Consider the following 26821-nt stretch of genomic DNA (forward strand, 5'->3'; position numbering starts at 1 on the left):
CCGCCCCTCCCCCGGCCCGTGCCCTGCCCCGGCCCGGGGCGCACCCGTCCCGGGCCCGGGCCGCCCCTGTGCCGGACAACGGGCCGGCCCCCGCCGAGGAGCGTCCTCGACGGGGGCCGGCGGCCGTGCGCCCGGCTCAGGCGGCCTCGGTGACCTCCGGCCTGGCCCCCGCCGGCTGCAAGCCCTGGCGCCGCGGCTTGCGGCCGAAGCTCGGCATGCCGAGGGTGATGAAGGCCTCCGCCTGCATCGCCGCGAAGCCGATCCTGGGCAGGTCCCTGGTGTTCGGGAAGACCAGGAAGCGCGGCTCCCACTCCGGCTGGAACTTCGCGTTGAACTTGTACAGCGACTCGATCTGGAACCAGCGCGACAGGAACACCAGCAGCCCGCGCCAGGCGCGCAGCACCGGTCCCGCGCCGATCCGCTCGCCGCGCGCGAGCGCCGAGCGGAACATCGCGAAGTTCAGCGACACCCGGCGCACCCCCATCGCCGGGACGGCCTGGAGCGCGGCCACGATCAGCAGCTCGTTCAGGCCCGGGTCGGCCGCCCGGTCACGGCGCATCAGCTCCAGCGAGATGCCGTCCTCGCCCCAGGGCACGAAGTGCAGCACCGCCTTGAGGTCGTCGCCGCTCTCGCCCTCCTCGGGCGCCTTGTGGGCGGTGACCACCACGCAGGCGTCGTCGCCCGGCTCGCCGAACCGGCCGAGCGCCATCGAGAAGCCGCGCTCGGTGTCGGTGCCGCGCCAGCGGGCCGCCGCGTCGGCGATCCGCTGCCGCTCCTCCCAGCCGAGCTCGGAGACCCGGCGCACCTGGCAGGAGTAGCCGTTGCGCTCGATCCGCTTGACCATCTGGCGGACGTTGCGCATGGCCCGCCCGGCGAGCGAGAAGGAGGCGGTGTCGACGATCGCCTCGTCGCCCAGCTCCAGCGCGTCCAGCCCGGCCTCCCGGGTCCAGACCTCGCCGCCGACCTCGCTGCAGCCCATCACGGCCGGCACCCAGGCGTGCTCGCGGGCCTCGGCCATGAACACCTTGATCGCGCCCGGCCAGGCCTCGACGTCACCGACCGGGTCGCCGGAGGCCAGCATCACGCCGGACACCACCCGGTAGGAGATCGCCGCCTTGCCGGTGGGCGAGAACAGCACGCTCTTGTCCCGGCGCAGCGCGAAGTAGCCGAGCGAGTCCCGCTCGCCGTGCCGGTCCAGCAGCGCCCGGACCCGCACCTCGTCCTCGGCGGTCAGCTCCGGCTTCGGCTTCTCCGGCCGCAGCGCGAGGTAGGTGGTGGTGAAGGCGGTGATCAGACCCATCGCGCCGAGCAGGTACCCGACCAGGTCCTCCATCCGGTCCGAGTTGTAGTGCACCGGCCCCTCGAAGCCGAAGAGCCCGTACAGGACGTGCTCCAGCCGCTGGTACAGGCCCGGGTGCCCCAGCTCGTACTTGGTCCGGGTGCTGACGATCAGCAGGCCGATCAGCACGCCGACGGCGCCCAGGACGACCAGGTTGACCACCGCGCGCCAGCGGGTGCGCGGGTCGGCCTTGGCGTAGAACTCGCGCCGGTGGACCAGCATGACCACGAACAGCACCATCGAGATGACCGCCGGGCCGAGCTGGTGCCAGCGCAGCAGGTGCAGCGCCGCGCCCACCGGCAGCAGCACGCACACCACCCGCCAGGCGCGCCGCTTGCGCCGGCGCAGCGCGTGCGCGAGCAGCACCAGGAGCAGGCCGATCATCAGGGTGCCGGCCGCGGCCAGCGTCGTGGTGCCGCCCGGCAGCTGCCCGGCGAAGGTGTGCACCTTGGTGTGCCGGAGCTTGGGGAACACCGCGCTGGCGATGTCGACCAGTCCGATCAGCAGGCAGGCGTAGCCGACCGCACCCGGGAGCCAGGCCCTCGGAACGGCGGCCGCTTGGGTACGAAGCGTCTGCAGGCCGCGACGGCGCTGCGGCTGCTCGGGGCTCGGCTCAACGGACACGGGAACGCTCATGGGGGTTCAGCGTAGAGGCTGTCGCGGGGTGTCCGGTCACTCCGGGGTGGGAGCCGTGATGGACCTTCATGCGTTTTCCTTCATCTGGCAAGACGCATACCAAGGAACCGGCAACGAAGGGTAAACCGGCGCCCCGGGGGCGCTGCGAATTGAGCCGAGGGGTGGGTCCCGGGGGCCCCTCGCCGCGTGGCGCGACGAGCCCCCGCGTACGTGCTACGTACGGTGGACGCCGCATTTTAGGGCGTCGGTTGCGCGCGAGCGCCACCGGGATCCCGACCCGTCCCGGCGTCCGGACAGCCTAGCCGCGGTGGCTCGGGCTGACGCACCGCCAGACGATGAAACCTGCACTGTCAGTGTCCCACCGGAAGGCCGACAGCATGGAACTGACCAGCGACGCGCTGATGAACTCGCTGCTTGCCCTGGGTTCGGCCGCGCTCGTGATCACCCTGTGGCTGTGGCCGAGGCTGGCCAGGCAGCGCCCACTCCCGGTGCTCGGCCGGGTCGGCCTGTTGACGGTGACTCAGATCGTGCTGGTGTCGGTGCTGGCGCTCAGCGTGAACAACTCTTTCGGGTTCTACACCTCCTGGGACGACCTGCTCGGCTCGGGAGGCACCAAGCTCGCCCTCACCAGCAGCGAGAACCACAAGGGCGGCGCGCCGGTCGGCGACGCGCTGGTCCGGCCGACCGAGGAGGGCGGCCTGGAGACGGTCGGGGACCTCCCCAAGGGGCCTCCCGAGGAGGTCGGCAGGGTGGAGTCGGTCCGGATCACCGGCAAGGAGACCGGACTGTCCGACCAGATGTTCGTCTACCTGCCGCCGGAGTACTTCGCCCCCAAGCTCGCCCTGACCCGGTTCCCGGTGATGCTGGCGATCGCCGGCTACCCGGGCATCACGGTCAACCTGATGAAGGAGCTGCCGGTCGTCCAGCAGGCGGTGGAGCTCCAGCGGACCGGGAAGATGCAGCCGACCGTCGTGGTGCTCGCCCGCCCGACCCTCGACCCGCCGCGGAACACCGAGTGCGTGGACGTCGTCGGCGGGCCCCGCACCGAGACCTGGTTCACCAAGGACGTCCCCGAGGCGCTGCACTCCGCCTACCGGATCGGCCGCTCCCCCGCCTCCTGGGCCGTCTTCGGCTACTCGACCGGCGGTAGCTGCGCGCTGCGCCTGGGGATGCGCTTCCCGAACGTGTTCGGCGCCACGGCCGCACTGCACGGCGACGTGAAGGTGGTCGAGGACCAGTTCACCGGCGGCAGCCTGTTCGGCGGGGACCGGACGCTGGCCGAGCAGAGCGACCTCACCTGGCGGCTGCAGAACCTGCCCGCCCCGCCGCTGTCGATGCTGGTGGTCTCCACCCGCAAGGAGGCCGACTACCCGCAGACGGTCCAGTTCGTCGAGCTGGCCCAGCAGGTGGCCGCCGGCAATCCGCAGTTCCAGGTGGAGTCGATGTACCTGGACGACGGCGGCCACAACTTCGACAGCTGGATCCGCGAGCTGCCGGCCACCCTGGAGTGGGTGGGCAACCACCTCGGCTGACACTCCGCCGCTAGGACACCTGAGTGATTACCGGCGGGTCGGGCGCAGCGCGCGCCGCCGCGGGGGACGTATCGCGACCTCCCCGGCCGACCGACGGCCGGTGCGGTCCCGGATCCGGGCAGGAGGCCCCATGCTCAGCACCCGATCGCTCTTCGAGGCGATCTACCGGAACGACGAGGCCTACCAGTTGTTCTGCAGCATCGCCGCCGGCGGCGAGGACCAGGGCGGCTGGGAGAACGAGCGGATCACCGAACTCACCCGTGACCCGGTCCTCGCCCCGAAGATCGCCCGGCACGGCGCCGACGAACGCAAGCACGGCCGGATCTTCACCCAGCTGCTGCACAAGCGCGGCCTGCCCAGGGTCGACGTCCCCGCCGAGGCCGACTACTGCATGCTGCTGGAGCGGCAGGGCGTCGGCCTCGCCCACGAGCGGCTCACCACCGACATCCCGCTGACCGAGCGCGAGATCATCACCTACCTGGCGCACAGCCGGGTGACCGAGCAGCGAGCGGCCGAGCAGATGCGCCAGCTGGTGAAGGTGTACGGGGACGACCCCGACCTCGGCCGGGCGATGCGGATGATCTCGGCGGACGAGGACAACCACCTCGCCTACTGCCACGAGGAGCTGCTGCGGCTGTCCGCGGCGGGCCACGGGCCGTACATCCGGCACGTCCTGGAGACCTGCGCCCGGGGCGAGATCCGCACCCACCGGGACGTGGGGCTGGCGGTGACGTCCCGGATGGCCCGGATCCTCGCCTGGCCGCGCTGGCAGCTGGCCGTGGTCACGGCCGGGCTGCACGCGCTCTACCTCTACGACCTGCTGTACGGCTGGCGGCGGATGGTGCGGCTGCGGATGCCCGCCCGGCGCGACGCGCTGGGCACCCCGGCCCCGCCGCACTCCGGGCCCGAGCCGCTCTGAGCGGCCGCCTCCCGGCCGCCCGTGCGGGGCCGTCGCGACCCGGTCAGCGCCCGATGATGAGGCTCATCGCCTCGGCCCGGGTGGCCGGGTCGCGCAGCTGTCCGCGCACGCAGGAGGTGATGGTCTTGGCGCCGGGCTTGCGGATGCCGCGCATCGACATGCACATGTGCTCGCACTCCACGACCACGATCGCGCCGCGCGGCTCCAGGATCCGCATCAGCGCGTCGGCGACCTGGCTGGTGAGCCGCTCCTGCACCTGCGGCCGGCGGGCGTAGACGTCGACCAGTCGGGCCAGCTTGGACAGGCCGGTGATCTTGCCGCTGGGGGACGGGATGTACCCGACGTGCGCGACACCCCGGAACGGCACCAGGTGGTGCTCGCAGACGGAGGTCAGCTCGATGTCCTTGACCAGCACCATCTCGTCGTGGCCGAGGTCGAAGGTGGTGGTCAGGACGTCCTCGGGCTCCTGCCAGAGGCCCGCGAATATCTCCTTGTAGGCCCGCGCCACCCGGGCGGGGGTCTCCAGCAGGCCCTCGCGGTCCGGGTCCTCACCGACCGCGAGCAGGAGTTCACGGATCGCGTTCTCGGCCCGCTTCTGGTCGAACGTGCCGACGGCGGGGGGACCGTCGAGCGTCACCGGGTCGATCATGCGGGCCTCGCTAACTCGTTGGCGAACAGGGGTTGAACAGCACGGATGCCGCGCCTCCAGGGTACAAACCCCGGTGACGCGGCATCCATTCCGGCGGGTGCCGGGCGGTTCGTCAGCCCTCGGTGGGCGGCTCGACGGGCAGCTGCGGGAGCTTGACCACGTCGGCCGGAGCGGCCTCGGTGGTGGCGGCGGCGCCGTTGGTGAGCGCCAGCTCCTTGGGCGACTGGACCGGCGGCCGGGTGGACGGCGTCCGACGGGCGGAGCCGGTCCAGGCCGGACGGGTCGGGCGCTTGACGATCGGCGCGAAGACCTCGGCGATCTGCTCCTTGTTGAGGGTCTCCTTCTCGAGGAGCTCCAGGACCAGGTTGTCGAGCACGTCGCGGTTCTCGACCAGGATCTCCCAGGCCTCGTTGTGCGCGCTCTCGATGAGCTTCTTGACCTCTTCGTCGACCAGCCCGGCGACCTCTTCCGAGTAGTCGCGCTGGTGGCCCATCTCACGGCCCAGGAACGGCTCCGAGGCGTCGTTGCCGAACTTGATGGCACCGAGGCGCTCGGTCATGCCGTACTGGGTGACCATGGCCCGCGCCGTGGCGGTGGCCTTCTCGATGTCGTTGGAGGCACCGGTGGTCGGGTCGTGGAAGACCAGCTCCTCCGCAGCGCGCCCGCCCAGCATGTAGGCCAGCTGGTCGAGCATCTCGTTGCGGGTGGTGGAGTACTTGTCCTCCTCCGGCAGCACCATGGTGTAGCCGAGGGCACGACCGCGGGACAGGATGGTGATCTTGTGCACCGGGTCGCTGTACTGGCAGGCCGCCGCGACCAGGGCGTGACCGCCCTCGTGGTACGCGGTGATCTTCTTCTCCCGGTCGGACATGATCCGCGTGCGCTTCTGCGGACCCGCCACGACGCGGTCGATGGCCTCGTCCAGGATGAAGTTGTCGATCAGCTTCTTGTCCGAGCGGGCGGTCAGCAGCGCCGCCTCGTTCAGGACGTTCGACAGATCGGCACCGGTGAAGCCGGGGGTGCGCTTGGCGACGGCCTTGAGGTCGACGTCGGGCGCGATCGGCTTGCCCTTCTGGTGCACCTTGAGGATGTCCAGACGGCCCTGGAGGTCGGGACGCTCGACCGCGATCTGACGGTCGAAGCGGCCCGGACGCAGCAGCGCCGGGTCCAGGATGTCCGGGCGGTTGGTGGCGGCGATCAGGATGACGCCGCCCTTGACGTCGAAGCCGTCCATCTCGACCAGCAGCTGGTTGAGGGTCTGCTCGCGCTCGTCGTGGCCGCCGCCGAGGCCCGCACCGCGGTGCCGGCCGACGGCGTCGATCTCGTCGACGAAGACGATCGCCGGGGCGTTCGCCTTGGCCTGCTCGAAGAGGTCGCGGACCCGGCTGGCGCCGACACCGACGAACATCTCGACGAAGTCGGAACCCGAGATCGAGTAGAACGGCACCCCGGCCTCGCCCGCGACGGCACGCGCCAGCAGGGTCTTGCCGGTCCCGGGCGGGCCGTAGAGCAGCACACCCTTGGGGATCTTGGCGCCGACGGCCTGGAACTTGGCCGGCTCCTGGAGGAACTCCTTGATCTCGTGGAGCTCCTCGACCGCCTCGTCCGCGCCCGCGACGTCGGAGAAGGTGGTCTTCGGGGTGTCCTTGGTGAGCAGCTTCGCCTTGGACTTGCCGAACTGCATGACGCGCGAGCCGCCGCCCTGCATCTGGTTCATCAGGAAGAGGAAGACCAGCACGATGATCACGATCGGCAGCATCGACAGCAGGAGGCTGACGAGGGTGCTCTGCTTCTCGGGGCTGATGGTGTAGCCCTCGGTCAGCGTGCTCTGGTCGTTGTCATTGATCTGGGCCTGCAGCTTGTCGGCGATGCCGACGCCCTGGTCCCCGATGTAGGAGGCCTGGAACTTGCTGCCGGACTGCGGCTTGCCGGTGCCAACGGCAGGCAGCTTCGCGCCGTCCTTCAGCTGAATCTTGATCGTGTTCGAGTCACCCGTGGTGATCTGCGCCGACTTGACCTGCTTCGCGTCGATCGCTGCGACGACCTGGCCGGTGTCCACCGTCTTGTAGCCGTTCGAATCCGAAACGACCTGCATCAGCACGATGACGGCGAGGACGGCCAACACGATCCACATGATCGGCGCACGGAAGTATCGCTTAACGTCCATCCATGCGGGGCGTTGCCGCCCCGTCCCTCCTGCCACTCAACGGCGCCGCGGGGCTGTGGGCCACCGGCGCATTCGGTCAGTCAGTGCTCATGTGAAGAGCGGTTTTATTGGACCGTACCGCAGGACGCCCCCCAGGTGGCGGGAGCACGGCGATACGACGTTCTTCTATGGTCCCCCGATCCAACGGGCGAGAACAGGATCCTGTTCCCGCCCGTCGTCCGAACGGGTTCTCAGCCGCCGTAGACGTGCGGGGCGAGGGTGCCGATGAAGGGGAGGTTGCGGAGCTTCTCCGCGTAGTCGAGACCGTAGCCGACCACGAACTCGTTGGGGATGTCGAAGCCGACGTACTTGACGTCGATCTCGACCTTGGCCGCGTCGGGCTTGCGCAGCAGGGTGCAGACCTCCAGCGAGGCCGGGCCGCGCGAGCCCAGGTTGCCGAGCAGCCAGGACAGCGTCAGGCCGGAGTCGATGATGTCCTCGACGATCAGCACGTCACGGCCGGCGATGTCGGTGTCGAGGTCCTTCAGGATCCGGACGACGCCGGAGGACTTGGTGCCCATCCCGTAGGAGGAGACCGCCATCCAGTCCATGGTCACCTGCGAGTGCAGGGCGCGGGCGAGGTCCGCCATGACCATCACGGCCCCCTTGAGGACGCCGACGATCAGCAGGTCCTTGCCTGCGTAGTCCCGGTCGATGCGCTCGGCCAGCTCCAGGAGCTTCGCGTCGATCTCGTCCTTGCTGATGAGCACCTTCGCGAGGTCAGCGCCCATGTCGTTCTGGTCCACCGGGGATACGTCCTCAAACGTGTCGGGGTCTGGATGGCCGGCGGCCGGCTCCCCCGGGCATGCCCGCCCGTCAGTCGCCCTGCCGCCGAAAGACCAGCGTGCCACACCGCCGGGTGGCTTCGACGCCCCCGGGTAGGTGCAGCGGTCCCTGACCCCGCCATCCGGTGACCAGCAGGTCGATCGTCTCCAGGTGCCGGGCGAAGAGGTCCCCGGCCGGGCAGCCCGCCCGCAGCGCGGCCCGGCGCAGCACCCGGCGGCGCACGGCGGGGGGCAGCTCGGACAGTTTCCCGGCGTCCAGGGTGCCTTCGCCCGTCCGGATGTCGCGCTCGGCCAGCGCGGCCCACTGGTCGAGCGCGTCGGCGTCGTCGCGGAACAGCCGGGCGGTGCGGGCGAGGGCCTCGACCACGCCGCCGCCCAGGTGCTTCTCCAGCACCGGCAGCACCTCGTGGCGGACCCGGGCGCGGGTGTACGCCGGATCGCAGTTGTGCGGGTCGTCCCAGACCTGGATCGCCTGGGCGGAGCAGGCCTGCCGGGTGGCGGCCCGGTCGAGCTCCAGCAGCGGGCGGCGGTAGCGGCCCTTCTGGGCCGGCATGCCGGCCAGCGAGCGGGCGCCGGACCCCCGGGCCAGGCCCAGCAGGACGGTCTCGGCCTGGTCGTCGCGGGTGTGGCCGAGCAGGACGGCGACCGCGCGGTGCCGCTCGGCGGCCGCGTCCAGGGCCGCGTACCGGGCGTCCCGGGCGGCGGCCTCGGGGCCGCCCTCGCGGCCGACCCGGACGGCGATCGCCTCGACCGGGTCGAGGCCGAGCTCGCGCAGCCGGTCGGCGACCTGGTCGGCCCGCTCGGCGGAGCCCGACTGGAGGCCGTGGTCGACGGTGACGGCGCCGACCCGCAGACCGATCTTGGGGGCCTCGAAGGCGGCGGCGATGGCGAGCGCCATGGAGTCCGCGCCGCCGCTGACGGCGACCAGGACCAGCGGCGAGCCGGGCGCGGCGGGGGTGCGGGGCAGCCCGGACGGGTGGCGGTGGGCGTTGCCGATCAGCGTGGTGCCGACGGCGGCCGGCAGCGCGGCGGCGGCCACCGGCACGCCGGGGACGCGCTCGCGCGGCTCGCGGGCCGGCGCGGTGAAGGTGGAGCCGGCCTCGGCGGCGAGGTCGGCGAGGGTGCGGCGTACGGCCAGGCGTATCGCGGCTACAGCGGGGTGTGGGCCCACGGCGGACGACTCCTCGACGGAGGGGGGACAGGACTGCGGTGGGCGCGGCGGGGACCGCGCATCCATGAGCACCCTGTTACCGGGCGCTCACAGATGGTGGCAGAAAGGAGGCACCCGCTACGCCACCCGCGCCACCGGTACGACCACCGTCCCACGTTCGGGTGAATGAAGAAACGAATCTTCACCCGCCATGTGCACGACTGGACCACGCGTGCGAACGGAACCGACCGCCCCGGGACCTGCCCGACCCCGCCCCGGACGGGGCCGTCAGCGGGCCACCCGGGCGACCCAGGCGGCCGGGTCGTGGATCTCGTCCTTGGTCGGCAGGGTGTTCGGCGAGGTCCAGACCCGGTTGAAGCCCTCCATGCCGACCCGCTCGACCACGCCCCGGACGAAGACCGCGCCGTCCTGGTACTGGCGGAGCTTGGCGTCCATCCCGAGCAGCCGGCGCAGCACCAGGTCCAGCCGGTTGGCACCGCGGTCCCGGCGCTGCTGGAACTTCTCCCGGATCTCGGCGACGCTCGGCACCACGGCCGGGCCCACGCCGTCCATCACCACGTCCGCGTGCCCCTCCAGCAGGGACATCACGGCGGTCAGCCGGCCGAGGATCTCCCGCTGGGCCGGCGACTGGACGATCTCCAGCAGGCCGGCCGACGGGGCGTCGCCGTTCCGGCCACCGAGGCCGGGCAGCCCGGCGCCGAGCGAGCCGGCGGCGTCCCGCAGCCGCTCCACCAGCGCACCGGGGTCGACGTCCGTCTCGGCCAGGAAGGACTGCACCTCGGACTGGATGTGGTCGCGCAGCCAGGGCACCGCGGTGAACTGGGTGCGGTGGGTCTCCTCGTGCAGGCAGACCCAGAGCCGGAAGTCGGCCGGGTCGACGTCCAGCTCCCGCTCGACGTGCACGATGTTGGGCGCCACCAGCAGCAGCCGGCCCGGGCCGGGGCCCTCGGGGCCCAGCCGGGGCTTGTCGAACAGCGCGGCCGGGCTGTCCGGCGCCTCCAGCGAGGGCTCGGCCGGGGCGAAGGTCTCGTACTGGCCGAGCACCTTGGTGGAGAGGAAGGCCAGCAGCGCGCCGACCTCGATCCCGGTGGCCTTCTCCCCCACCGTGCCGAGCACGGCGGAGGCCGAACCGCCCGTCCGGCGCGCCTGGAGCTTCTCCACCAGCGGCTGGACGATGGTGCGGAAGCCCGCCACATTGGCCCGGACCCAGCCGGGGCGGTCCACGATCAGCACCGGGGTCGCGGCGGCGTCGGCCAGGCTGCTGGAGCGCATGCCGGTGAACTCCCGGACGTGCTCCTCCGCCGCCAGGGCGTGCCGGCGCAGTTCGGCGACCACCGCGGCCGCCTCGGCCCGGCTCACCTCCGGCCCCGGCCGCACCAGCCTGGTCGCGGTCGCGACCGCGAGATTCCAGTCGACCATGTCGGCCCCGCCGCTCGCGCTCGTCATGCCCTCACCGTACGTGCTCCCGTGCGCCTGGGGGAGCCGGAACGGCCGGTCAATGGCGGCCCGGTGGCCGACCCGTGGCCGCTCAGCGGCAGCCGCAGGCCGCCAGCCTGGCCACCACCCGGTCCATCGCGGCGCGGGCGGTGTCGACGGGGGCGGCGGTCCGGGTCATCAGGGCGAAGGCGAGCTGCCGCCCGTCGGCGTCCACCACGGTGCCCGCCAGGGTGTTGACGCCGCTGAGGCTGCCGGTCTTGGCCCGGACCAGGCCGGCCGCGTCGGCCGCCCCGGAACCGGCGCCGAAGCGCTTGCCGAGGGTGCCGGTGAAACCGGCGATCGGCAGGCCCGTCAGCACCGGGCGCAGCGTCGGGTGCTGCGCCGAGGCGGCCAGGGCGAGCAGCTTGACCAGGACCGCCGGCGGGATCGCGTTGCCGGGGTGCAGACCGCTGCCGTCGTTGAGCACCACGCCCGTCATCGGCACGCCGAGCCGGGTGAGTTCCTGGGTGACGGCGGTGGCGGCGCCCTCGAACGCGGCCGGCTGGTGGGCCGCGATCGCGGCCTGGCGGGCGATCGCCTCGGCGAGGGTGTTGTCGGAGGTGGTCAGCATCCGCTCGACCAGCCGGGCCATGGTGGGCGAGTCCACCCGGCCGAGCACCGGGGCGTCGGCGGCGGCCGGGGCGGCGGCGGCCTTCGCCTTGCCCTGGACGGTGACGCCCTGGGCCTTGAGCAGGTTGGCGAAGGACTCGGCGGCCGCGCCGGCCGGGTCGGTGACCCGGGCGGGGGCGTCGGCGAGGCTCTTCGGGTCGACCTTGCCCTCGTCCACCATCAGCGGCGTCACCGCGGCGATGTTCTCGGCGTCGTGGTTCTTGTGCAGCAGGGGGCCGGTGTAGAGCGTGACGTCGTAGTCGAGCACGACGGTGGTGGTGCCGGCGGCCTTCAGCGCGGCGGCGGTCTGCCGGGCCAGCGCGTCCAGCGAGGCGGGGGCGGTGTCCGGATCGGCGGGGACGCCGGCGATCTGCACCTGGTCGGCGGCGAGCGCGGTCAGCGTCGGGTCACCACCACCCACGAGGGTGATCCCGCCCGTCGCCGCGTTCTTGACGACCCGGGTGGCCAGCCGGGTGTCGCCCGGGATCAGCGAGAGGGCCGCGACCGAGGTGGCCAGCTTGGTGGTGGAGGCGGGGGTGGCGGCCGTGTTCTCCCCCTTGCCGTAGAGGAGTTGGCCGTCGGCGGCGTCCGCGACGGCGAGGCCGACGGTGCCGAGGTTCTGGTCGGTGAGCACGGTGGCGAGCGCCTGCTGGAGGCCCTGCGCGGTGGGCAGTCCGGCGCCCGGACCGGCCTCGGCGGCGGCCAGCACGGCACCGGCCGGGGCCGGACGGGCGACGGCGGAGGGCTTGGCGGACGCGGACACCGGGGCGGACCCGGAGGAAGAGGCCGAAGCGGAGGCGGACGGAGACGGCGAGGTCGATGCGGACCCGGCGGTGGACGGGCCGGAAGCGGCCGTGGACGGCGGGGTGGTGGTCGGGCGGGCGGAGCCGCTGCCCGAGCTCCCGGGCCCGCCCGGCTCCTCGCTGCGGTCCCCCCGGTCGCCCTTGTCCCCCTTGTCGCCCTTGTCCTCCCGGTCGCCCCGCCTGCCGTTGCTCTCGTCCTGGTCGCCCCGGGTACCGCCGGTCCCCGGTCCGCCCGGCGAGGCCGATCCGGACGGCGGCGCGGACGGCAGCGCGAACGCGCCTCCCGCCCCCAGCACCGTCGCGGCGACCAGCAACGACGCCCCGAACAGCCCCGCGGCCGTCCCCCCGTGCCGGCGCCCCGACCCAGCCCCTGCTCGCACCGACCCGGCCCCTTTCCTGAGCACTCACTCCCGTAGGAGACACTTGGATTCTGTCAGTCCCTACCTTGGAGGAACCGTTGGAGTTCGACGTCCTTATCGAAATCCCTAAGGGCTCTCGTAACAAGTACGAGGTCGACCACGAGACCGGTCGCCTTCGGCTCGACCGGATGCTCTTCACCTCGACCCGCTACCCGGCCGACTACGGCTACGTCGAGGGCACCCTGGCGGACGACGGTGACCCGCTGGACGCCCTGGTCATCCTGGACGAGCCGACCTTCCCCGGTTGCCTGATCAAGTGCCGCGTCATCGGCATGTTCAAGATGACGGACGAGGCCGGCGGCGACGACAAGCTGCTCTGCGTCCCGGCGACGGACCCGCGCTGGGAGCACCTGCAGGACATCCACCACGTGTCGGAGTTCGACCGTCTGGAGATCCAGCACTTCTTCGAGGTCTACAAGGACCTGGAGCCCGGCAAGTCCGTCGAGGGTGCCAACTGGGTCGGCCGCGCCGAGGCCGAGGCCGAGGTCACCGCGTCGATCAAGCGCCTGGCGGAGCAGGGCGGCCACTGAGCCGTCCGCCCGTCTCGTTCGTCCGGCGGCCCGTCCGCCCGGGCGCTTCGGGGTAGGCGAGGCAGTCGAAGGCCGGGGTTCGCGGAGTACTTCCGCGGGCCCCGGCCTTCGCCGTTCCCGGGGCCGGGAGAGGATGGGTTCCCGACACCCTGTCGGTATAACGCAGCCTTAGGTTAGGCTAACCAAAGCAATCGGGGACGTACTCGACCACTGGAGGCCCGCATGCCCACTCCCGAGCAGCCCGTAGTCCCGTTCTCCACCGTGCTGCGCACCGCGAGCAGCGCCGAGCACGAGGCCGCCGAACAGTCCTCGTTCATGAGCCGCCTGCTCGGCGGGCACCTCGGGATCGAGGCCTACGCCGACCTCACCGGCCAGCTCTGGTTCGTCTACCGCGCCCTGGAGGAGCGGGCCGAGGAGCTGGCGGAGCACCCGGTGGCCGGGCCGTTCGTGGACAGCACGATCCTGCGCACCGCCGCCATCGAGCGCGACCTCGCCCACCTGCGGGGGCCGGACTGGCGCGAGGGCCTCGTCCCGCTGCCGACCACCGCCGCGTACGTCGCCCGACTGGAGGAGCTGGCCCGCGAGTGGCCGGCCGGCTGGATAGCGCACCACTACACCCGCTACCTCGGCGACCTCTCGGGCGGTCAGATCATCCGCGGCATCGCCGAGAAGACCTGGGGCTTCGAGCGCAAGGGCGACGGCGTGCGGTTCTACGTCTTCGAGCAGGTGGAGAACCCGGCCGCGTTCAAGCGCGACTACCGGGCCAAGCTGGACGCCGCCGGGCTGGCGCTGGACGAGGTCGAGCTCCGCCGGGTGGTCGAGGAGTGCAAGCGCGCCTTCCAGCTGAACGGCGCGCTCTTCCAGGACCTGGACACCCAGTACCCGCTGAGCGCCTGAGTACCCGAATACCCCGGAGCAGGAAGTCGGTCCGGCCGACTTCCTGCTCCGGGGCGTTTCGGCGGGCGTCCCGGACTCCGACAGGTGTGCGGTGAGGGCGGTTCCTGGTACTGATGGGGCGTGCGCTTTGACAACGTCCCGATACCGCCGTCCATCGATGCCCGGCCCCGCGATGCGCGCGGCTACCCCGTTCCGGCGATCACACCGTGGGAGGGCGACCAGCCCCAGTTCGCACTGACGGACTACGGCCGAAGCGCCGACTGCGCGCGGGAGCGGCTCTGTTCGGTCTGCAACCTGCTGATTCCCCAGGGGCCGGTGTGGCGGGTGGTCGGTGAGACGGAGAGCGCCGCGATCGCCGAGGCCCTGGCGGCCGGGCGGCCCTACCGCAATCTCGCCCCGACCCTGGAGGGCCCCGGCCACCGCGCGTGCATGCTCTACGCGTCGATGGTCTGCCCGTACCTGGCCCGGCCCAACGCGCGGCGCAGGCAGTCGGCCGAGCAGCCCGACGAGATGACGGGACATGTCGTCCGGGGCTCGGTGCGGGGCACGACGGGCGCCGTGGTGGGCTTCGCCGACTACGAGTACGGGATCACCGAGACCCGGGTGCTGTTCCGTTTCGTGGACGTGGTGGAGTTCCTGCCCCACGACAATGCGGACGAGCATCTCGCGGACCTGAAAACGGAGTTGGACCGCCGGGCCGGTCAGTGACCAGGCCGGGCGGTCCAACGGTTCGCGTGCTCGCCGCTGTCAGCCGCGGTAGGCCGGCAGGCCGACCCGGCTGGTGACCACGACGGGCTTGGCGGCACCACTGACCGGGAGGGTGACGATGCCCTTCGGCGTCCGGGCGGCGATGGTCCGGCCGTCCGGCGAGAAGGTCGGCTGGGTGTAGTCGGTGGTGGCGTTGGGGGTGAGGTCCTTGGGGGCGGCCTTGTCGCCCTGGCTCTTCACGAAGAGGTGGTCGTGCCCCTTCACCGAACGGACGAAGACGACGTCCTCGCCGTCGGGCGAGAGCGCGGGCTGGGAGCCCTTGGCCAGCTCGTCGGTCTGCGAACGCAGGACCTCGTCGCGGATGTAGACGGTGCCGTTGTCGGCGTTGGCGAAAACGGTGGTGCCGGTCCTGTTGCCCGCGTTCGGCCAGATGTTGCCCGTCTGCGGCACGAGCGCGCCGTCGCTGCCCGAGACACTCAGATCGACAGGCTGGCCCTGGACGGCCGAGGCGGGAACGGTCTTCAGTCGGGAGACACCGCTCTTCCTGGCGACGAAGACGATGCTGTTCGTGGCGGGCACCCCCGCCTCCGGGACGGCCGGGGTCGACTTCCAGGTGGGGTGGTTCCAGTTCTGTCCGCCGGGGTTCTTGGCCACGGTGACCCGGTTGCCGCCGTCCGCGTCGGAGACGACGAGGTTGCTCGAACCGTCGATGAAGACGGCCTTGTTGCCGTCCGGGGACCAGGCGAGGTCCCGCACGACGGTGCGGAAGTCGACCGACTTGCCGTCGATCTGCACGTAACGGGTGCCGTTGCTGACGGTCAGCACGTTGTGCTTCAGCCCCTTCGCACCCGACGCACCGAGCGAGGCGGCCTGGGCGGCCGGGCTGACGGTGGCCGCGAGGGCGAGCGACAGGGCGGCGACGGCGGCGAACTTCGCGGCGCGGGACGAGGACTTGCGGAACGAAAGGGCCTTGCTCATGATCGGTTGTCCCCCTGGAACGACGTGATGCTTGGATTCCGCACCAGAGCCGTGTCCACCGTCCCCGGCGGACTGTCGTCCGCTTGTTCGGCCCCTCGCTGCTCTGTGCGATGAGAGAAGCCTGTCAGTCGACCTTCGCTGATCTGTGCGCCAACCGTCACGGATGTGAAACAGCGTCACGCGATCTGCACAAATGCGACGGGACGGGAGGTCGGAACGGTCGACTTCCCGTTCCGAGGCGCTTCATCGGGCCTGGTCGAGGGTGCCGTCCACGGGGATGTGGGGTCCCCGGCACCCTCGGCAGGTGATCGGTGGTGGAGGCGGGCCGATCCTGAGCGCGGTGACGACGCCGGTGATGACGGTGGCGATGGCGAGGGCGAGGAGGACGGCGAAGGCCGTGCCGATGAGGAAGGTGGTCATTCCTGGGCCGCTTCGCGGAGGAGTGCGAGGAGGTTGAGGAGGGTGGCGACGGAGGTGTCGCCGAAGTCGACGAGGAGGCGGCCGTCGACGGTGGCGCCGTTGACGGCGACGGAGCCCCAGCGGATACCGAAGGGTTTGCCCCGCTCGTGGAGTTCGCGGATGAGGGAGGTCACTTCGGGCTCGGTGCAGGTGCGGAGGTAGGGGTCGTGCGATTCGAGCGGGCTGTTCACGCGGCGGCGTCCAGCTCGAACCAGGCGACCTTGCCGGTCTTGGCGGGGTCGACGCCGAAGCGGTGGGTGAGGGCGCGCACGAGGTGGAGGCCACGGCCGGAGAGGGAGTAAAGGTCGGTGGGGAGGGAGGGGGAGGGCAGGTCCGGGCAGTCGTCGCACACGGAGACCCGGAGCACGGCGGGCCGGAGGCAGACGAGCACGGAGGGCGCCTGGCAGCCCCCGTGCTGCCAGGCATTGATGTACAGCTCGTGAAAAGCGAGTTCGGCATCGTCGATGATGTCCGGCGGCCAGCCGGCGGAAGAGAGGGCGGCCCGGAGTTCGGCACGGGCGAGGGAGCAGTCGGGCGGGTTGAGGGCACGCATGACAGACCTCCGTGGGAGAGGCAGGGGGAACGGAGAAGCGTCGGCGGGCCGGAGGGGCAGCATGCACCTACTGCCCGGACCCAAGGCATTACTGACGAGCCGCCATGTGACCGACGCAACACTGACGGTAGGTCATGAAGTTCCACGCGTGCAACACGATCCGGGAAGATGAGCCGTCGGGAACGAGAGGTCTCACTCGCGCGAGTGGCATCCCGGACCCGAGCAGCGGGAGACTGCTCCGACACGGAAGGACACCCCTTGGCACTCAGGACCCAAATCAGTGAGAGGCAGCGGCGATTCGGCGCCGAGCTGAGGCGCCTCCGCGAGGGCGCGGGGCTGGCGGTCAAAGACGCCGGAGCACTCGTCGGCATGGGCGGGCCGCAGCTGAGCCACATCGAGGCCGGGCGGACGGGGCTGGATCCTGATCGCTTGACTGTTCTACTGGGCGCTTACGGTCACATGGATGAGACCTACGTCGCGGCGCTCCAGCAGATGGGGCTCAGCAATGGGAAGGGCTGGTGGAGCTCCTTCAAGGGGTTCGTCATGTCCTCGGCCCTTGATCTCGCGGAGTCCGAGTCGTCAGCCGCTGCTCTGTCCAGCTACGAGACCCTGCTGATCCCCGGACTGCTGCAGGTATCCGGCTACAGCGAGACCATCCTCAGCCGCGACCAGAAGAAGGTCGAGTTCCGTCGGGGCCGCCAGCAGGTCATAAGCGGCGACGGGGCCGTTCCCCTCCATGCCGTGATTCACGAAGCGGCGCTGCGCACGCAATTCGGCGGACCCGAGGTGATGAGGGAGCAGTTGGACTATCTGGTCGAGGTGAGCAAACTTCCTCACGTCACGATCCAGATCCTGCCTTTCCGCTGCACCGAGTACGTTTCGACCGACACACCCTTCATGCTTGTACACGGCCCGCACTCCGAGCTGGACACCGTCCTGATGGAGCACCCGGGCGGCTCGACCTTCCATGGTGATCCGGATTCACTCACCGCTTTTCGATCGAAGTTCGAACGCCTGAAGTCCCTTGCGCTTCCGGAGCTGGATGCGACCCGCAGTCTGCGCGCCCGAACCGAGCACGACTCCTTGGGACTGATCCAGCACGTCCGCTACACCCTTTAGGAAGGCGCACATGTCAGAGCTCGATTGGCAGAAATCCAGCTTCAGCGGCGACCAGGCCAACTGTGTTGAGGTCCGCGTCGGGGCTGGTCTGGTCGAACTCCGGGAGTCCGACGACGGCAACGTCATCCTCCACACCAACCCGGCCGCCTTCGCAGACCTCCTCAGCACCATCAAGGCCGGGAAACTCGACCACCACGCATGACCCTGGTGTCATCTGCTTCCTGCACCAAATGCTTGGGCCCTCGCTCGGATCGAGCGAGGGCCCAAGCACTTACCAGCCGAAGGATCAGGCGCCGAGGGACGCGCGGCGGCGGCGGGCCAGGGCGGTGGCGCCACCACCCATCAGCAGCAGGCCGGCAGCGGTCGCCACCAGCGGGACCACCGGGGTGTCGGAACCGGTCGAGGCCAGCACGCCGCCACCACCGAGCGACGAGGAGCCGCTGCCGGTGGTGGTGAGCGAAGCGCCACCCACCGTGCCGCCCGTGCCCGAACCGGTGCCCGTGCCGCTACCGGTACCGGCACCACCGGCCGCACCGCCGGTGGTCGTGCCCGTGCCACCGGCCGAACCGCCGGTCGGCAGCTGGGCGTTCTTGTCGAAGGCCAGCGACACAGTCACCGGGTCGAGCGCCTCGCCCGCCTTGTAGTTGGCGAAGGCCGGAACACCCTCGGCCGTCAGCTTGGCCGGGACGGCGTTCAGCGTCACCACACCGTTGACCGGCGCCAGGCTCGCCTTGGAGAGGTCCAGCTCGGCGATCCGGGCGCCGGACAGCGTGGACGTCTTCCCGTCCAGGGACTTGGCGTTGACGTCGGCGGTCAGGAACGCGCCGGCCTTGTCGATGCTCAGGCCCAGCTTCGAGAAGGTGGTGTCCAGCTGGTAGCCGCCACCCTCGGCCGGGTGGCCGAGGAAGCGCACCGAACCGGCGAAGCCAGCCGAGAGCGCGTGGGTCTTCGTGTTGTACGCACCCTTGGCGCCGCTGAACTTGTAGTCGGCCGCGCCGACCGCGAACTCGACCTTGCCGTTGGCCACCGGGCTCTGCAGGTACTTGCGGAAGCTCTCCTTGACCTGCCAGTCCAGGGTGCCGTTGACGACGGCGAGCTCACCGGTGCCCGGCGCGGTGGACGGGCTGCCGGTCGCGGAGGGCGAGTTGGTCGCGCTCGGCGAACCAGTCGCGGTCGGCGACGCGGTGGCCGTCGCGGTCGGCGTGGCGGTCGCCGTCGGCGAAGCCGTGGCGGTGGGCGAGGCCGTGGCGGTCGGCGACGCGGTGGCCGTCGGGCTGCCCGTCGCGGTCGGCGTGGCGGTGGCCGTGGGGGTCTGCGTCGGCGTGGCGGTCGGGGACGGCGTGACCGGGCTCTGCTTGAGCAACAGCGACAGCGGGTCCATGTCCGACCCGGCCGCGTAGAAGCCGGCGAACGCCTTGGCGCCCTCCTCGGTCAGCTTCGCCGCCGTCGGCGAGCCGTTGGTGGTGTCCCGGCCGACCGTGAAGGTCACCAGCGGGACATCGTCGCGACGGGTGACCTCGGGGGCGCCCACCGCCTCCTTGGACGCCGTGTCGGCGGTGAGCGTGCCGACCGTACCGGCGGTGGTGATCTTCAGGTCGCTCAGACCCACGTCCAGCGCGCCGTGGTGGGCGGTGAACCGCACGCCGCCGGTGAAGGCGGAGGTCAGCGCGTGGGTGCCCATGTCGTAGCTCGCGCTCGCCAGCCCGAAGTGGAAGCTGCCGTCGGCGTTGGTGGTCGCGCCGCCGCTCAGCTCCACCGCACCCTGGCCGACCGGCCCGGTGACGTAGCTCCGGAAGCTGGCCTTGACACCCCAGTCCAGCGAGCCGGTGTCGTAGGTGACACTGCTCGGCGCGCCGGCGCCGAAGGCCAGGACCGGGGCGCCGAAGGCGGTCAGGCCGAGGCCGGCGGTGACGGCGGCCAGGGCGGCCATCCGGGTGCGGTTGCGGGACATGGGCGTCTCCGATCGGTGAGCGGGGAAGTGGAAGGGGGTTCAGGCCGCGTCGGCGGGGGTGGCGCGACGGCGGCGGAGGACGAGCAGGCCGGCGGTCACGGCCAGCGCGGCGGCGAGCAGTCCGCCGCCGACCAGGGCCGCCGTCGGGACGCCGCCCGAGTCACCGGCGTCCGCGGCCACCGGCGCTGCGGCGGGCGTGGTCGGCGCAGCGGTGGTGGCCGACGGGGTCGGCGCGACCACCGGGGCGCTGCCGAGGTCCGGCAGCGGCGGGAGGGCCGCCGCCGGGTCGAGCGCGACGGCGAAGCACAGCGGGTCCATCGCGGTGCCCGCCGGGTAGAGGCCGCCGAAGGCCTTGCCGCCCGCCTCGGTGAGCGTGAGCGGGAGTTCGACGGCCTTGAGCAGGCCGCCCTCGGCGGCCAGCCCGGCCGGGTCGAAGGTGCCCAGCTCGACACCGGTGAGCTGCTGGGCGGCACCGTCCGGGGTGCGGCCGGAGACGTCGGCGCGCAGCACGCCCTTGCCGTCGGCCACGGTGACAGCGGTGTTGGCCAGGGTGAGGTCCAGGCCGTAACTGTCACCGGTCTTCAGCCCGGTGAAGCGGACGCTGCCGGTGAAGGCGGCGGTGAGCGCGCCGGTGGCCTGGTCGTAGCTGCCCTTGGCGGGCGTCCAGCGGTAGAACGCGCCGCCGTCGGCCGCGCCGCCGGAGAGCTCCCAGCGGCCCTGGGCGATCGTGCCGGTGACGTAGTCGCGGAAGGTCCGACGCACGCCCCAGTCGAGCGCGCCGTTGGCGAACTCGGTGGCGGTCGCGGCCGGAACGGTCGGCGCGGTCGTGCTCGGCACGGGCACCGTCGGAGCCGGAGCGGACGGCGCCGGAGCGGACGGCGCCGGAGCGGACGGGGACGCCGTGGTCGGCGCCGCCGCTGTCGGCGAGGCCGGGGCCGTCGGCGTCGGGGTGGCCTGCGCCGCCGGGAGGTTGACCGAGAGGCTGACCGGGTCGAGGGCCGTCCCGGCGGTGTAGAAGCCGCCGAAGGCCTTGGCCCCCGCGTCGGTCAGGGTCGCCGGGACATTGCCGAGGGTCAGGGTCCCGGCCGCGCCGCGCAGGTCGACACCGGCCAGCGAGAGCTCGGCCAGCTTGGCCTGGCTCGCGTTGCTGACCTGCCCGGTCTCCCGGGACTTGCTGCTGACGTCCGCGTAGAGCCCGGCCGCGCCGCCCGCCGCGGCCCGGAAGGTGAGCCGGCCGATGCTCAGGTCGAGCGCGTTCGCGCCGTTCTCCTGGTGCCCGGTGAACCGGACCCCGCCCGAGAACGCCGCCGTCAGCGCGCCGCTCGCCGGGTCGTACGAGCCGGCGGCCGAGTGGAACCGGAAGCCGCTGCCCGACACCGTGGCCGCTCCCCCGGTGAGCGCCCAAGTGCCCTTGGCGATGGGACCGGTGACGTAGGTCAGGAAGGACTGCTTGATCCCCCAGTCCAGCCGCCCGCCGGACACCTTGCCCTCGGCCGCCACCGCCTGGCCGGGGAGGACCACAACGGTCAGCAGGGCCGCCAGGGCGGTCACCAGGGCGGCGGCCATGCGGCGGAGCCGATGGGGCAGAGGCACGCGGATCACTCCTCGGCGGGACGGGAAGGCAGGTCGGAATCGGGGTCGGCGCAGCACGGACCCCCTTGCGGGCTTTAGGTAAGGCTAACCTAATATATGAGTCAAGAGCCCCGTCGACCGCCCCCGCACCCCCCACCCCCGGCGGCGTCAACTCCCATCGAAGGGAACGACCTTGAGCAGCAGTACCCCCCGTACCAGGGCCGCCCGCGGGCCCGCGATCCTGCTGCTGCTCCTCGGTCTGCTGCTCGCCCTGACCGCCTGCGGCTCGGCCTCCGGCGGCGCCGGCGCAGCCGCCGGAGCGGGCACCTCGCGCGCCCCGGACGCGGTCGAACCGCTGCCCGACGCACCGGTCCCCGCCCTCCCGGCCACCGCGACCTCCGCCGACGGCCGGTCCGTCACCGTCGCCAGCGCCGAGCGGATCATCCCGCTCAACGGCAGCCTGGCCGAGATCGTCTTCAGCCTCGGCCTCGGCCCCAAGGTCGTCGCCCGGGACGTCTCCACGACCTTCCAGCAGGCCACCGCCCTGCCCGTGATCACCCAGGCCCACGACGTCTCCGCCGAGGGCGTGCTCTCGCTGCACCCGACCCTCGTCCTCGCCGACCGCTCCACCGGTCCGGCCGAGGCGATCGCCCAGATCCGCGCGGCGGGCGTCCCCCTCCTCGTCCTCGACGACGCCAAGCGGCTGGAGGACGTCGGCCCGCGCATCGACACCGTCGCCGCCGCACTCGGGGTCCCGGACGCCGGCAAGCAGTTGAAGGAGCGCACAGAGCAGCGGATCACCGCCGCCAGGGCCGCCCTGCCCGCCGTCGACCGCCACCCCAAGGTCGCCTTCCTCTACCTGCGCGGCAGCGCCTCGGTCTACCTGCTCGGCGGCCCGGCCTCCGACGCCGGTTCGCTGATCACGGCCGTCGGCGGCGAGGACGCCGGCACCGCCGCCGGCCTCACCGGCGACTTCACCCCGCTCACCAGCGAGGCCCTGGTCAAGGCCGCCCCCGACGCGATCCTCGTGATGAGCAAGGGACTCGACTCCGTCGGCGGCGTCGACGGCCTGCTCAAGCTGCCCGGCGTCGCCCAGACCCCGGCCGGCCTCGACCGCCGGATCGTCTCGATCGAGGACGGCCAGCTGCTCAGCTACGGCCCGCGCACCCCCCAGGTGATCAACGAGATCGCCGAACAGCTCTACCCCAAGGCCGCCAAGTGACCGCCACCGCGACCGGCGGCAGCGCCGCCACGACCGTGCGGCGGCCCGGCCGCACCACCCTGCTCACCGTCGGCCTGGCCGTCGCCCTGGTGGTCTTCGCCGTCCTCGCCGCCGGGATCGGCGCCTACCGGATCCCGCTCGGCGACATCCTCGCCTCCTTCGGCCACCGGCTCGGCCTCGGCGGCCACGAACTCGACCGCGTCCCCGAGTCGGTGCTCTGGAACGTCCGGCTGCCCCGGGTGGTGCTGGCCCTGCTGGTCGGCGGCTCGCTCGGCTGCGCGGGCGCCGTGATGCAGGGCGTGTTCGGCAACCCGCTCGCCGAACCGGCCGTCATCGGCGTCTCCTCCGGCGGCGCGGTCGGCGCCGTCGGCTGCATCGTGCTCGGCCTGGACGCGCTCGGCACCTGGACGGTGACCGCCTCCGCCTTCGTCACCGGCCTGCTGACGGTCTTCGCGGTGTACGCGATGTCACGCTCCGGCGGCCGCTCCGAGGTTGTCACCCTGATCCTCACCGGCGTCGCCGTGAACGCCTTCTGCGGCGCGCTGATCGGCCTGTTCCTCTTCACCGCCGACACCGCCGCGATCAGCCAGGTCACCTTCTGGCAGCTCGGCTCGCTCTCCCAGGCCACCTGGGGCAAGGTCCTCGGCGTGCTCCCGTTCGCACTCGTCGGCCTCGCCGTCGCACCGCGCTACGCCCGCTCGCTGGACCTGCTGGCGCTCGGCGAACGGCCCGCCCGGCACCTCGGCGTGGACGTCGAGCGGATGCGGCTGGTGCTGATCACCGTCGTCGCCCTGCTCACCGCCGCCGCGGTCGCCGTCAGCGGCATCATCGGCTTCGTCGGCCTGGTCGTCCCGCACCTGCTGCGGATGCTCGCCGGCCCTGGTCACCGCTTCCTGCTGCCCGCCTCCGCGCTCGCCGGCGCGCTCGTCCTGGTCGCCGCCGACCTCGCCGCCCGCACCCTGGCCGAACCGGCCGAACTCCCGCTCGGCGTGCTCACCGCGCTGATCGGCAGCCCGTTCTTCTTCTGGCTGCTGCGCCGCACCAGGACCAAGCAGGGAGGCTGGGCATGAGACTCGGACTGCGCAACCGCCCCGAGGTACCCGAACGCCCCGCCCCGGGCACCGAACTGCTCACCGCGAAGGCCGTCCGGCTGAGCCTCGGCGGCCGCGAGCTGCTGGCCGGCGCGGACGTCCGGGTCACGGCCGGCGAAGTGGTCGCCCTGCTCGGGCCGAACGGCGCCGGCAAGTCCACCCTGCTCTCCGTCCTGTCCGGCGACCTCGTCCCGAGCGCGGGCGAAGTCCGGCTGGACGGCCGCCCGCTGGCCGACTACCGGCCCCTCGACCTCGCCCGGCGGCGCGCGCTGCTCCCGCAGGCGGCCGCGCTGTCCTTCCCGTTCCCGGCCGACGAGGTGGTCCGGATGGGCCGCGCCCCCTGGGCCGGCACCGCCGCCGCCGAGGAGGACGAACGGGTGGTCGCCGAGGCGATGGCCGCCACCGAGTCCGCCGCGTTCACCGGACGGCCGTTCACCGCCCTCTCCGGCGGCGAACGGGCCCGGGTCGCCCTGGCCCGGGTGCTCGCCCAGCGCGCTGCCCTGCTGCTGCTGGACGAACCCACCGCCGCGCTCGACCTGCGGCACCAGGAACTCGTGCTGCGGCTCGCCCGGACCCGGGCCGCCGCCGGGGACGGCGTGGTCGTCGTCCTGCACGACCTGTCGCTGGCGGCGGCCTACGCGGACCGCGTGGTGCTGCTGGCCGACGGCGCCACCGTCGCCGACGGGCCGGTGGCGGAGGTGCTGCGGGCGCCGCTGCTCAGCGAGGTGTACGGGCACCCGGTCGAGGTGCTGCCGCACCCGCGGACGGGTGTGCCGCTGGTGCTGCCCGAGCGCGGGTAGACCGGCGCCGTCCTCAGCTCTCGTCGTCCAGCCGGAAGCCGATCTTCAGGCCGACCTGGAAGTGCTGGATCCCGCCGTCCGCGAGATGGCCCCGGACCTGCGTCACCTCGAACCAGTCGAGGTTGCGCAGGGTCCGGGAGGCCCGTTCCACGCCGTTGCGGATCGCGGCGTCGATGCTCTCGGGCGAGGACCCGACGATCTCGGTCACCCGGTACACGTGCTCGCTCATGACGGACTCCCTCAGCTGTGCGACGGCCCCCGGTCCACCGTGCACCGGCCCCCGCCCGTCCGCACTCCGGCAACGGCCGGACGGAGAGTGTCAGAAGGTCCCGGGGCGGGACGGCTCCCGCCCCGGGACCCACTCGTCCACCCGCCCCGAGCCGAAGGGGCGCGCCGGTGCCGAAAGGGAGAGCGCGAGGAGGCCCCTGAGGAACGAAGGGGCATCGGAGCGCCGACCGTCGGCACCGGACAGAAGCGCCCCGGAGGCGAGCGGGCGACAGCTCAGAAGGCCGCGCGGACCTCGCCCACCGGAATGCCGCCGCCCAGCAGCGGCGCGGCGGCGAGCCGGTCGATCGTGCCGTCCTCGGTGCTGACCCCGAGCCGGCGCAGGGCGGCGGCGAGGACCGGGCCGCGGGCCCGCTCCGCACCGTCGTCGATCTTGAAGGCGAGCGCCCGGCCGTCCGGCAGCGCGACCGCCTGGACGGCCTCCGCGCCCATCTTGGCGAGCGCGCCCGGCACCGCCCGCATCAGCCGGGTGTCGGCGCGGCGGGTGCCGGCCACGTACTCGGGGTGCGCCCGCATCGCGTCGGCGACCCGGCGCTGCGGGGTGCCGGGCTCGGCCAGCAGCAGCGAGCGGTAGCCGCGGGCCAGGCCGGTCAGGCTGACGGCCAGCAGCGGTGCGCCGCAGCCGTCCACCCCGACGTGCGCGGAGGTCTCGCCGACGGCCTCCTCCAGGGCCTCCAGGGCCAGCCGCTGGATCGGGTGGGCCGGGTCGAGGTAGCTGTCGGTGGGCCAGTCGTTGGCCACGCAGGCGGCCAGCCAGCCGGCGTGCTTGCCCGAGCAGTCCATCAGCACGGGCTCGTGGTCGCCGCCCCAGCGCAGGTGGAGTTCGGCCTCCATCTCGTCCAGCGGGAGGTCGGCCGGGGTACGCAGGGCGCTCTCGTCGAGGCCGGCGTCGGCCAGTATCCGTCGCACACCGGCAAGGTGAAACGATTCTGCGGAGTGGCTGGACGCCGCCAGCGCCAGCAGCTCGCCCTCCAGCGGCAGGCCGGCCCGCAGGGTGGCCACCGCCTGGAAGGGCTTGGCGCAGGAGCGGGGGAAGACCGGGGCGTCCGGCGTGCCGAGGGCGAACTCGACCGAGCCGTCGGCGGCGAGCAGGACCAGCGAGCCGTGGTGCCGGCCCTCGACGAAGCCCGAGCGGACCACCTCGGCGAGCACGGGCAGGGCGGGGTTGGACATGGCGAAGAGCCTTCCGGAGGTGAGGGTGGGCCGGGGGCGAGCCGGGCCCGTCCCCACCCCGGGTGCCTCGTCCGATCAGAGCGGGCCGCCTGCGAGCAGGTCCTCGACCCGTGCTTCCCCATCACGGTACCTGCGGGTGATTTCGGCGTTGCAGCCGTCCGCCGTCCGCAGCAGCCGCTGCCGCCGCCCGGACACCTCGCGCTCGTGCGCGCGCAGCCGTTCCAGCGCCGCCAGCAGCTCCGCCGCCGGGTGCGCGGACAGGTCGGCCAACTGCACGTCACCCATCAAGGTGTCCGCCTCCAGCTGGGACTGCTGCCCCCGCGGCGGCCCCAGGGTGACGTGCCGGGCCGAGCGGCGGACGGTCGGCACCGCGTCGGTCAGGATGGCCGGCAGCCGGTCCAGCAGGGCGCCGACCGGCTCCGCCCGGTCCGCCGGACGGGCCGCGCCGCCGTCGGGCCGGCGGTCCAGCTCGGCCAGCAGGATGTCCATCCGGCCGTGCAGCAGCCGCCGCAGGTAGGAGAGGTCCTCCTCCTGCTCCAGGGTGTCCCGGCGCAGGGTCCGCAGCTGGTCCAGGCCCAGCCCTTCGAGGGCCGGTTCGGAGCCGGGGTCCTCCGGCGCCCGCTCGTACCGGTCCTGTGCCGTGCCGATCGCGTCCATCAACCAACCCACCTGCCGTCGTCCCGATCCCGCCCGCTCGCGGCACCCCGTCGTCTGCCGCCGGTCCGGCCCGTCACCGCCGCGCGCGCCGTCGGCGCGTTCCCGTCCGGAGGCACGCCCGGACGCCCGCGATGGTTCCCTCCCCCGGCCGTGGCCACCCACCGGGGCGACACGACCAGAACGCCTGACCTACCGGCTCGACCGCCCGGCCGAACCGGGCCCGGCGCGGCGGACCTTCGGCGCCCCGGGCCAGGGTCGTACCCGGCCCCCTCCGCATGACGC

The 26821-nt window shown here is 72.6% G+C and carries 26 protein-coding genes; 10 read left to right on the forward strand and 16 right to left on the reverse strand.

Annotation, left to right across the window (positions count from 1 at the left end):
• Positions 1 to 136: 136 nt before the first annotated feature.
• On the reverse strand, positions 137 to 1975 hold the full coding sequence (locus OG715_RS20345) for a phosphatidylglycerol lysyltransferase domain-containing protein (RefSeq protein WP_266270231.1): 1839 nt from the start codon (positions 1973 to 1975) through the stop codon (positions 137 to 139).
• 377 nt (positions 1976 to 2352) lie between these two features.
• On the opposite strand from OG715_RS20345, the gene OG715_RS20350 reads away from it, so the two are divergent.
• Entirely contained in the window at positions 2353 to 3507 is a 1155-nt protein-coding gene (locus OG715_RS20350) for an alpha/beta hydrolase (protein WP_266270232.1), read from the forward strand.
• A 130-nt stretch (positions 3508 to 3637) separates the two neighbouring features.
• Positions 3638 to 4426 carry a ferritin-like domain-containing protein gene (locus tag OG715_RS20355; RefSeq protein WP_266270233.1) on the forward strand — a complete coding sequence of 263 codons (789 nt, stop codon included), beginning with the start codon at positions 3638 to 3640 and terminating at the stop codon, positions 4424 to 4426.
• Positions 4427 to 4469: 43 nt separating this feature from the next.
• Here OG715_RS20355 and folE read toward each other — a convergent pair whose 3' ends face one another.
• The 6 genes from folE to dacB form a co-directional block, all read right to left on the reverse strand.
• Positions 4470 to 5075: a GTP cyclohydrolase I FolE gene (gene folE / locus OG715_RS20360; RefSeq protein WP_093861483.1), complete on the reverse strand. Its 606-nt coding sequence runs from the start codon at positions 5073 to 5075 to the stop codon at positions 4470 to 4472.
• Positions 5076 to 5187: 112 nt separating this feature from the next.
• Positions 5188 to 7242, reverse strand: coding sequence for an ATP-dependent zinc metalloprotease FtsH (ftsH, locus tag OG715_RS20365; RefSeq protein WP_266270234.1), 2055 nt, complete (start codon positions 7240 to 7242; stop codon positions 5188 to 5190).
• 230 nt (positions 7243 to 7472) lie between these two features.
• A complete protein-coding gene (gene hpt / locus OG715_RS20370; RefSeq protein ID WP_030059589.1) occupies positions 7473 to 8027 on the reverse strand; it encodes a hypoxanthine phosphoribosyltransferase in 555 nt (184 codons plus the stop codon).
• A gap of 70 nt (positions 8028 to 8097) precedes the next feature.
• Positions 8098 to 9237 carry a tRNA lysidine(34) synthetase TilS gene (tilS, locus tag OG715_RS20375; RefSeq protein WP_266270235.1) on the reverse strand — a complete coding sequence of 380 codons (1140 nt, stop codon included), beginning with the start codon at positions 9235 to 9237 and terminating at the stop codon, positions 8098 to 8100.
• Positions 9238 to 9504: 267 nt separating this feature from the next.
• On the reverse strand, positions 9505 to 10683 hold the full coding sequence (locus OG715_RS20380) for a zinc-dependent metalloprotease (protein WP_266270237.1): 1179 nt from the start codon (positions 10681 to 10683) through the stop codon (positions 9505 to 9507).
• Positions 10684 to 10765: 82 nt separating this feature from the next.
• The gene (dacB, locus tag OG715_RS20385) at positions 10766 to 12505 is read right to left on the reverse strand and encodes a D-alanyl-D-alanine carboxypeptidase/D-alanyl-D-alanine endopeptidase (protein WP_266270238.1); all 1740 of its coding nucleotides are present in this window, start codon (positions 12503 to 12505) and stop codon (positions 10766 to 10768) included.
• Between the two features lie 77 nt (positions 12506 to 12582).
• Between dacB and OG715_RS20390 the strand changes: the two genes are divergently transcribed.
• The 3 genes from OG715_RS20390 to OG715_RS20400 all read left to right on the forward strand — a co-directional run bounded on the left by OG715_RS20390 (position 12583) and on the right by OG715_RS20400 (position 14679).
• Positions 12583 to 13074, forward strand: a complete 492-nt coding sequence (locus tag OG715_RS20390; protein WP_030397564.1) for an inorganic diphosphatase — start codon at positions 12583 to 12585, stop codon at positions 13072 to 13074.
• A 222-nt stretch (positions 13075 to 13296) separates the two neighbouring features.
• Complete coding sequence (locus OG715_RS20395; RefSeq protein ID WP_266270240.1) at positions 13297 to 13971, forward strand: biliverdin-producing heme oxygenase; 675 nt, start codon at positions 13297 to 13299, stop codon at positions 13969 to 13971.
• A gap of 120 nt (positions 13972 to 14091) precedes the next feature.
• Positions 14092 to 14679, forward strand: coding sequence for a hypothetical protein (locus OG715_RS20400; RefSeq protein ID WP_266270241.1), 588 nt, complete (start codon positions 14092 to 14094; stop codon positions 14677 to 14679).
• 39 nt (positions 14680 to 14718) lie between these two features.
• On the opposite strand, the gene OG715_RS20405 is transcribed toward OG715_RS20400, so the two are convergent.
• From OG715_RS20405 to OG715_RS20420, 4 genes are all read right to left on the reverse strand, one after another.
• A complete protein-coding gene (locus OG715_RS20405) occupies positions 14719 to 15657 on the reverse strand; it encodes a TolB family protein (protein ID WP_266270243.1) in 939 nt (312 codons plus the stop codon).
• Between the two features lie 243 nt (positions 15658 to 15900).
• The gene (locus OG715_RS20410) at positions 15901 to 16077 is read right to left on the reverse strand and encodes a hypothetical protein (protein WP_266270244.1); all 177 of its coding nucleotides are present in this window, start codon (positions 16075 to 16077) and stop codon (positions 15901 to 15903) included.
• Complete coding sequence (locus OG715_RS20415; protein WP_266270245.1) at positions 16074 to 16307, reverse strand: hypothetical protein; 234 nt, start codon at positions 16305 to 16307, stop codon at positions 16074 to 16076. Before OG715_RS20415 ends, OG715_RS20410 begins: the two co-directional genes overlap by 4 nt.
• Positions 16304 to 16669, reverse strand: coding sequence for an ATP-binding protein (locus OG715_RS20420; protein WP_266270246.1), 366 nt, complete (start codon positions 16667 to 16669; stop codon positions 16304 to 16306). The genes OG715_RS20415 and OG715_RS20420 overlap by 4 nt, the downstream gene beginning before the upstream one ends.
• Positions 16670 to 16927: 258 nt before the next feature.
• On the opposite strand from OG715_RS20420, the gene OG715_RS20425 reads away from it, so the two are divergent.
• Both OG715_RS20425 and OG715_RS20430 read left to right on the forward strand, forming a co-directional pair.
• A complete protein-coding gene (locus OG715_RS20425) occupies positions 16928 to 17788 on the forward strand; it encodes a helix-turn-helix domain-containing protein (RefSeq protein WP_266270247.1) in 861 nt (286 codons plus the stop codon).
• 10 nt (positions 17789 to 17798) lie between these two features.
• Positions 17799 to 17990, forward strand: coding sequence for a DUF397 domain-containing protein (locus tag OG715_RS20430; protein ID WP_266270248.1), 192 nt, complete (start codon positions 17799 to 17801; stop codon positions 17988 to 17990).
• 84 nt (positions 17991 to 18074) lie between these two features.
• Here OG715_RS20430 and OG715_RS20435 read toward each other — a convergent pair whose 3' ends face one another.
• The gene (locus OG715_RS20435; protein WP_266270250.1) at positions 18075 to 19739 is read right to left on the reverse strand and encodes an HtaA domain-containing protein; all 1665 of its coding nucleotides are present in this window, start codon (positions 19737 to 19739) and stop codon (positions 18075 to 18077) included.
• Between the two features lie 39 nt (positions 19740 to 19778).
• On the reverse strand, positions 19779 to 21332 hold the full coding sequence (locus OG715_RS20440; RefSeq protein ID WP_266270252.1) for an HtaA domain-containing protein: 1554 nt from the start codon (positions 21330 to 21332) through the stop codon (positions 19779 to 19781).
• Between the two features lie 172 nt (positions 21333 to 21504).
• Here OG715_RS20440 and OG715_RS20445 point away from each other — a divergent pair, with 172 nt between their 5' ends.
• From OG715_RS20445 to OG715_RS20455, 3 genes are read left to right on the forward strand one after another with little or no spacing between them, the layout of a single operon-like run.
• Positions 21505 to 22533: a heme/hemin ABC transporter substrate-binding protein gene (locus tag OG715_RS20445; protein WP_266270253.1), complete on the forward strand. Its 1029-nt coding sequence runs from the start codon at positions 21505 to 21507 to the stop codon at positions 22531 to 22533.
• On the forward strand, positions 22530 to 23603 hold the full coding sequence (locus tag OG715_RS20450; protein ID WP_407660998.1) for a FecCD family ABC transporter permease: 1074 nt from the start codon (positions 22530 to 22532) through the stop codon (positions 23601 to 23603). Before OG715_RS20445 ends, OG715_RS20450 begins: the two co-directional genes overlap by 4 nt.
• Complete coding sequence (locus tag OG715_RS20455) at positions 23600 to 24424, forward strand: heme ABC transporter ATP-binding protein (protein WP_266270255.1); 825 nt, start codon at positions 23600 to 23602, stop codon at positions 24422 to 24424. Before OG715_RS20450 ends, OG715_RS20455 begins: the two co-directional genes overlap by 4 nt.
• Positions 24425 to 24437: 13 nt before the next feature.
• Here OG715_RS20455 and OG715_RS20460 read toward each other — a convergent pair whose 3' ends face one another.
• The 3 genes from OG715_RS20460 to OG715_RS20470 all read right to left on the reverse strand — a co-directional run bounded on the left by OG715_RS20460 (position 24438) and on the right by OG715_RS20470 (position 26539).
• Positions 24438 to 24653: a dodecin gene (locus OG715_RS20460; RefSeq protein WP_266270256.1), complete on the reverse strand. Its 216-nt coding sequence runs from the start codon at positions 24651 to 24653 to the stop codon at positions 24438 to 24440.
• 272 nt (positions 24654 to 24925) lie between these two features.
• Positions 24926 to 25882, reverse strand: coding sequence for an asparaginase (locus OG715_RS20465; protein ID WP_266270257.1), 957 nt, complete (start codon positions 25880 to 25882; stop codon positions 24926 to 24928).
• Positions 25883 to 25957: 75 nt separating this feature from the next.
• Positions 25958 to 26539: an RsiG family protein gene (locus OG715_RS20470; protein ID WP_266270258.1), complete on the reverse strand. Its 582-nt coding sequence runs from the start codon at positions 26537 to 26539 to the stop codon at positions 25958 to 25960.
• Between the last annotated feature and the right edge of the window lie 282 nt (positions 26540 to 26821).

The organism is Kitasatospora purpeofusca, assembly GCF_036010405.1.
GTDB classification, from domain to species: domain Bacteria; phylum Actinomycetota; class Actinomycetes; order Streptomycetales; family Streptomycetaceae; genus Kitasatospora; species Kitasatospora purpeofusca.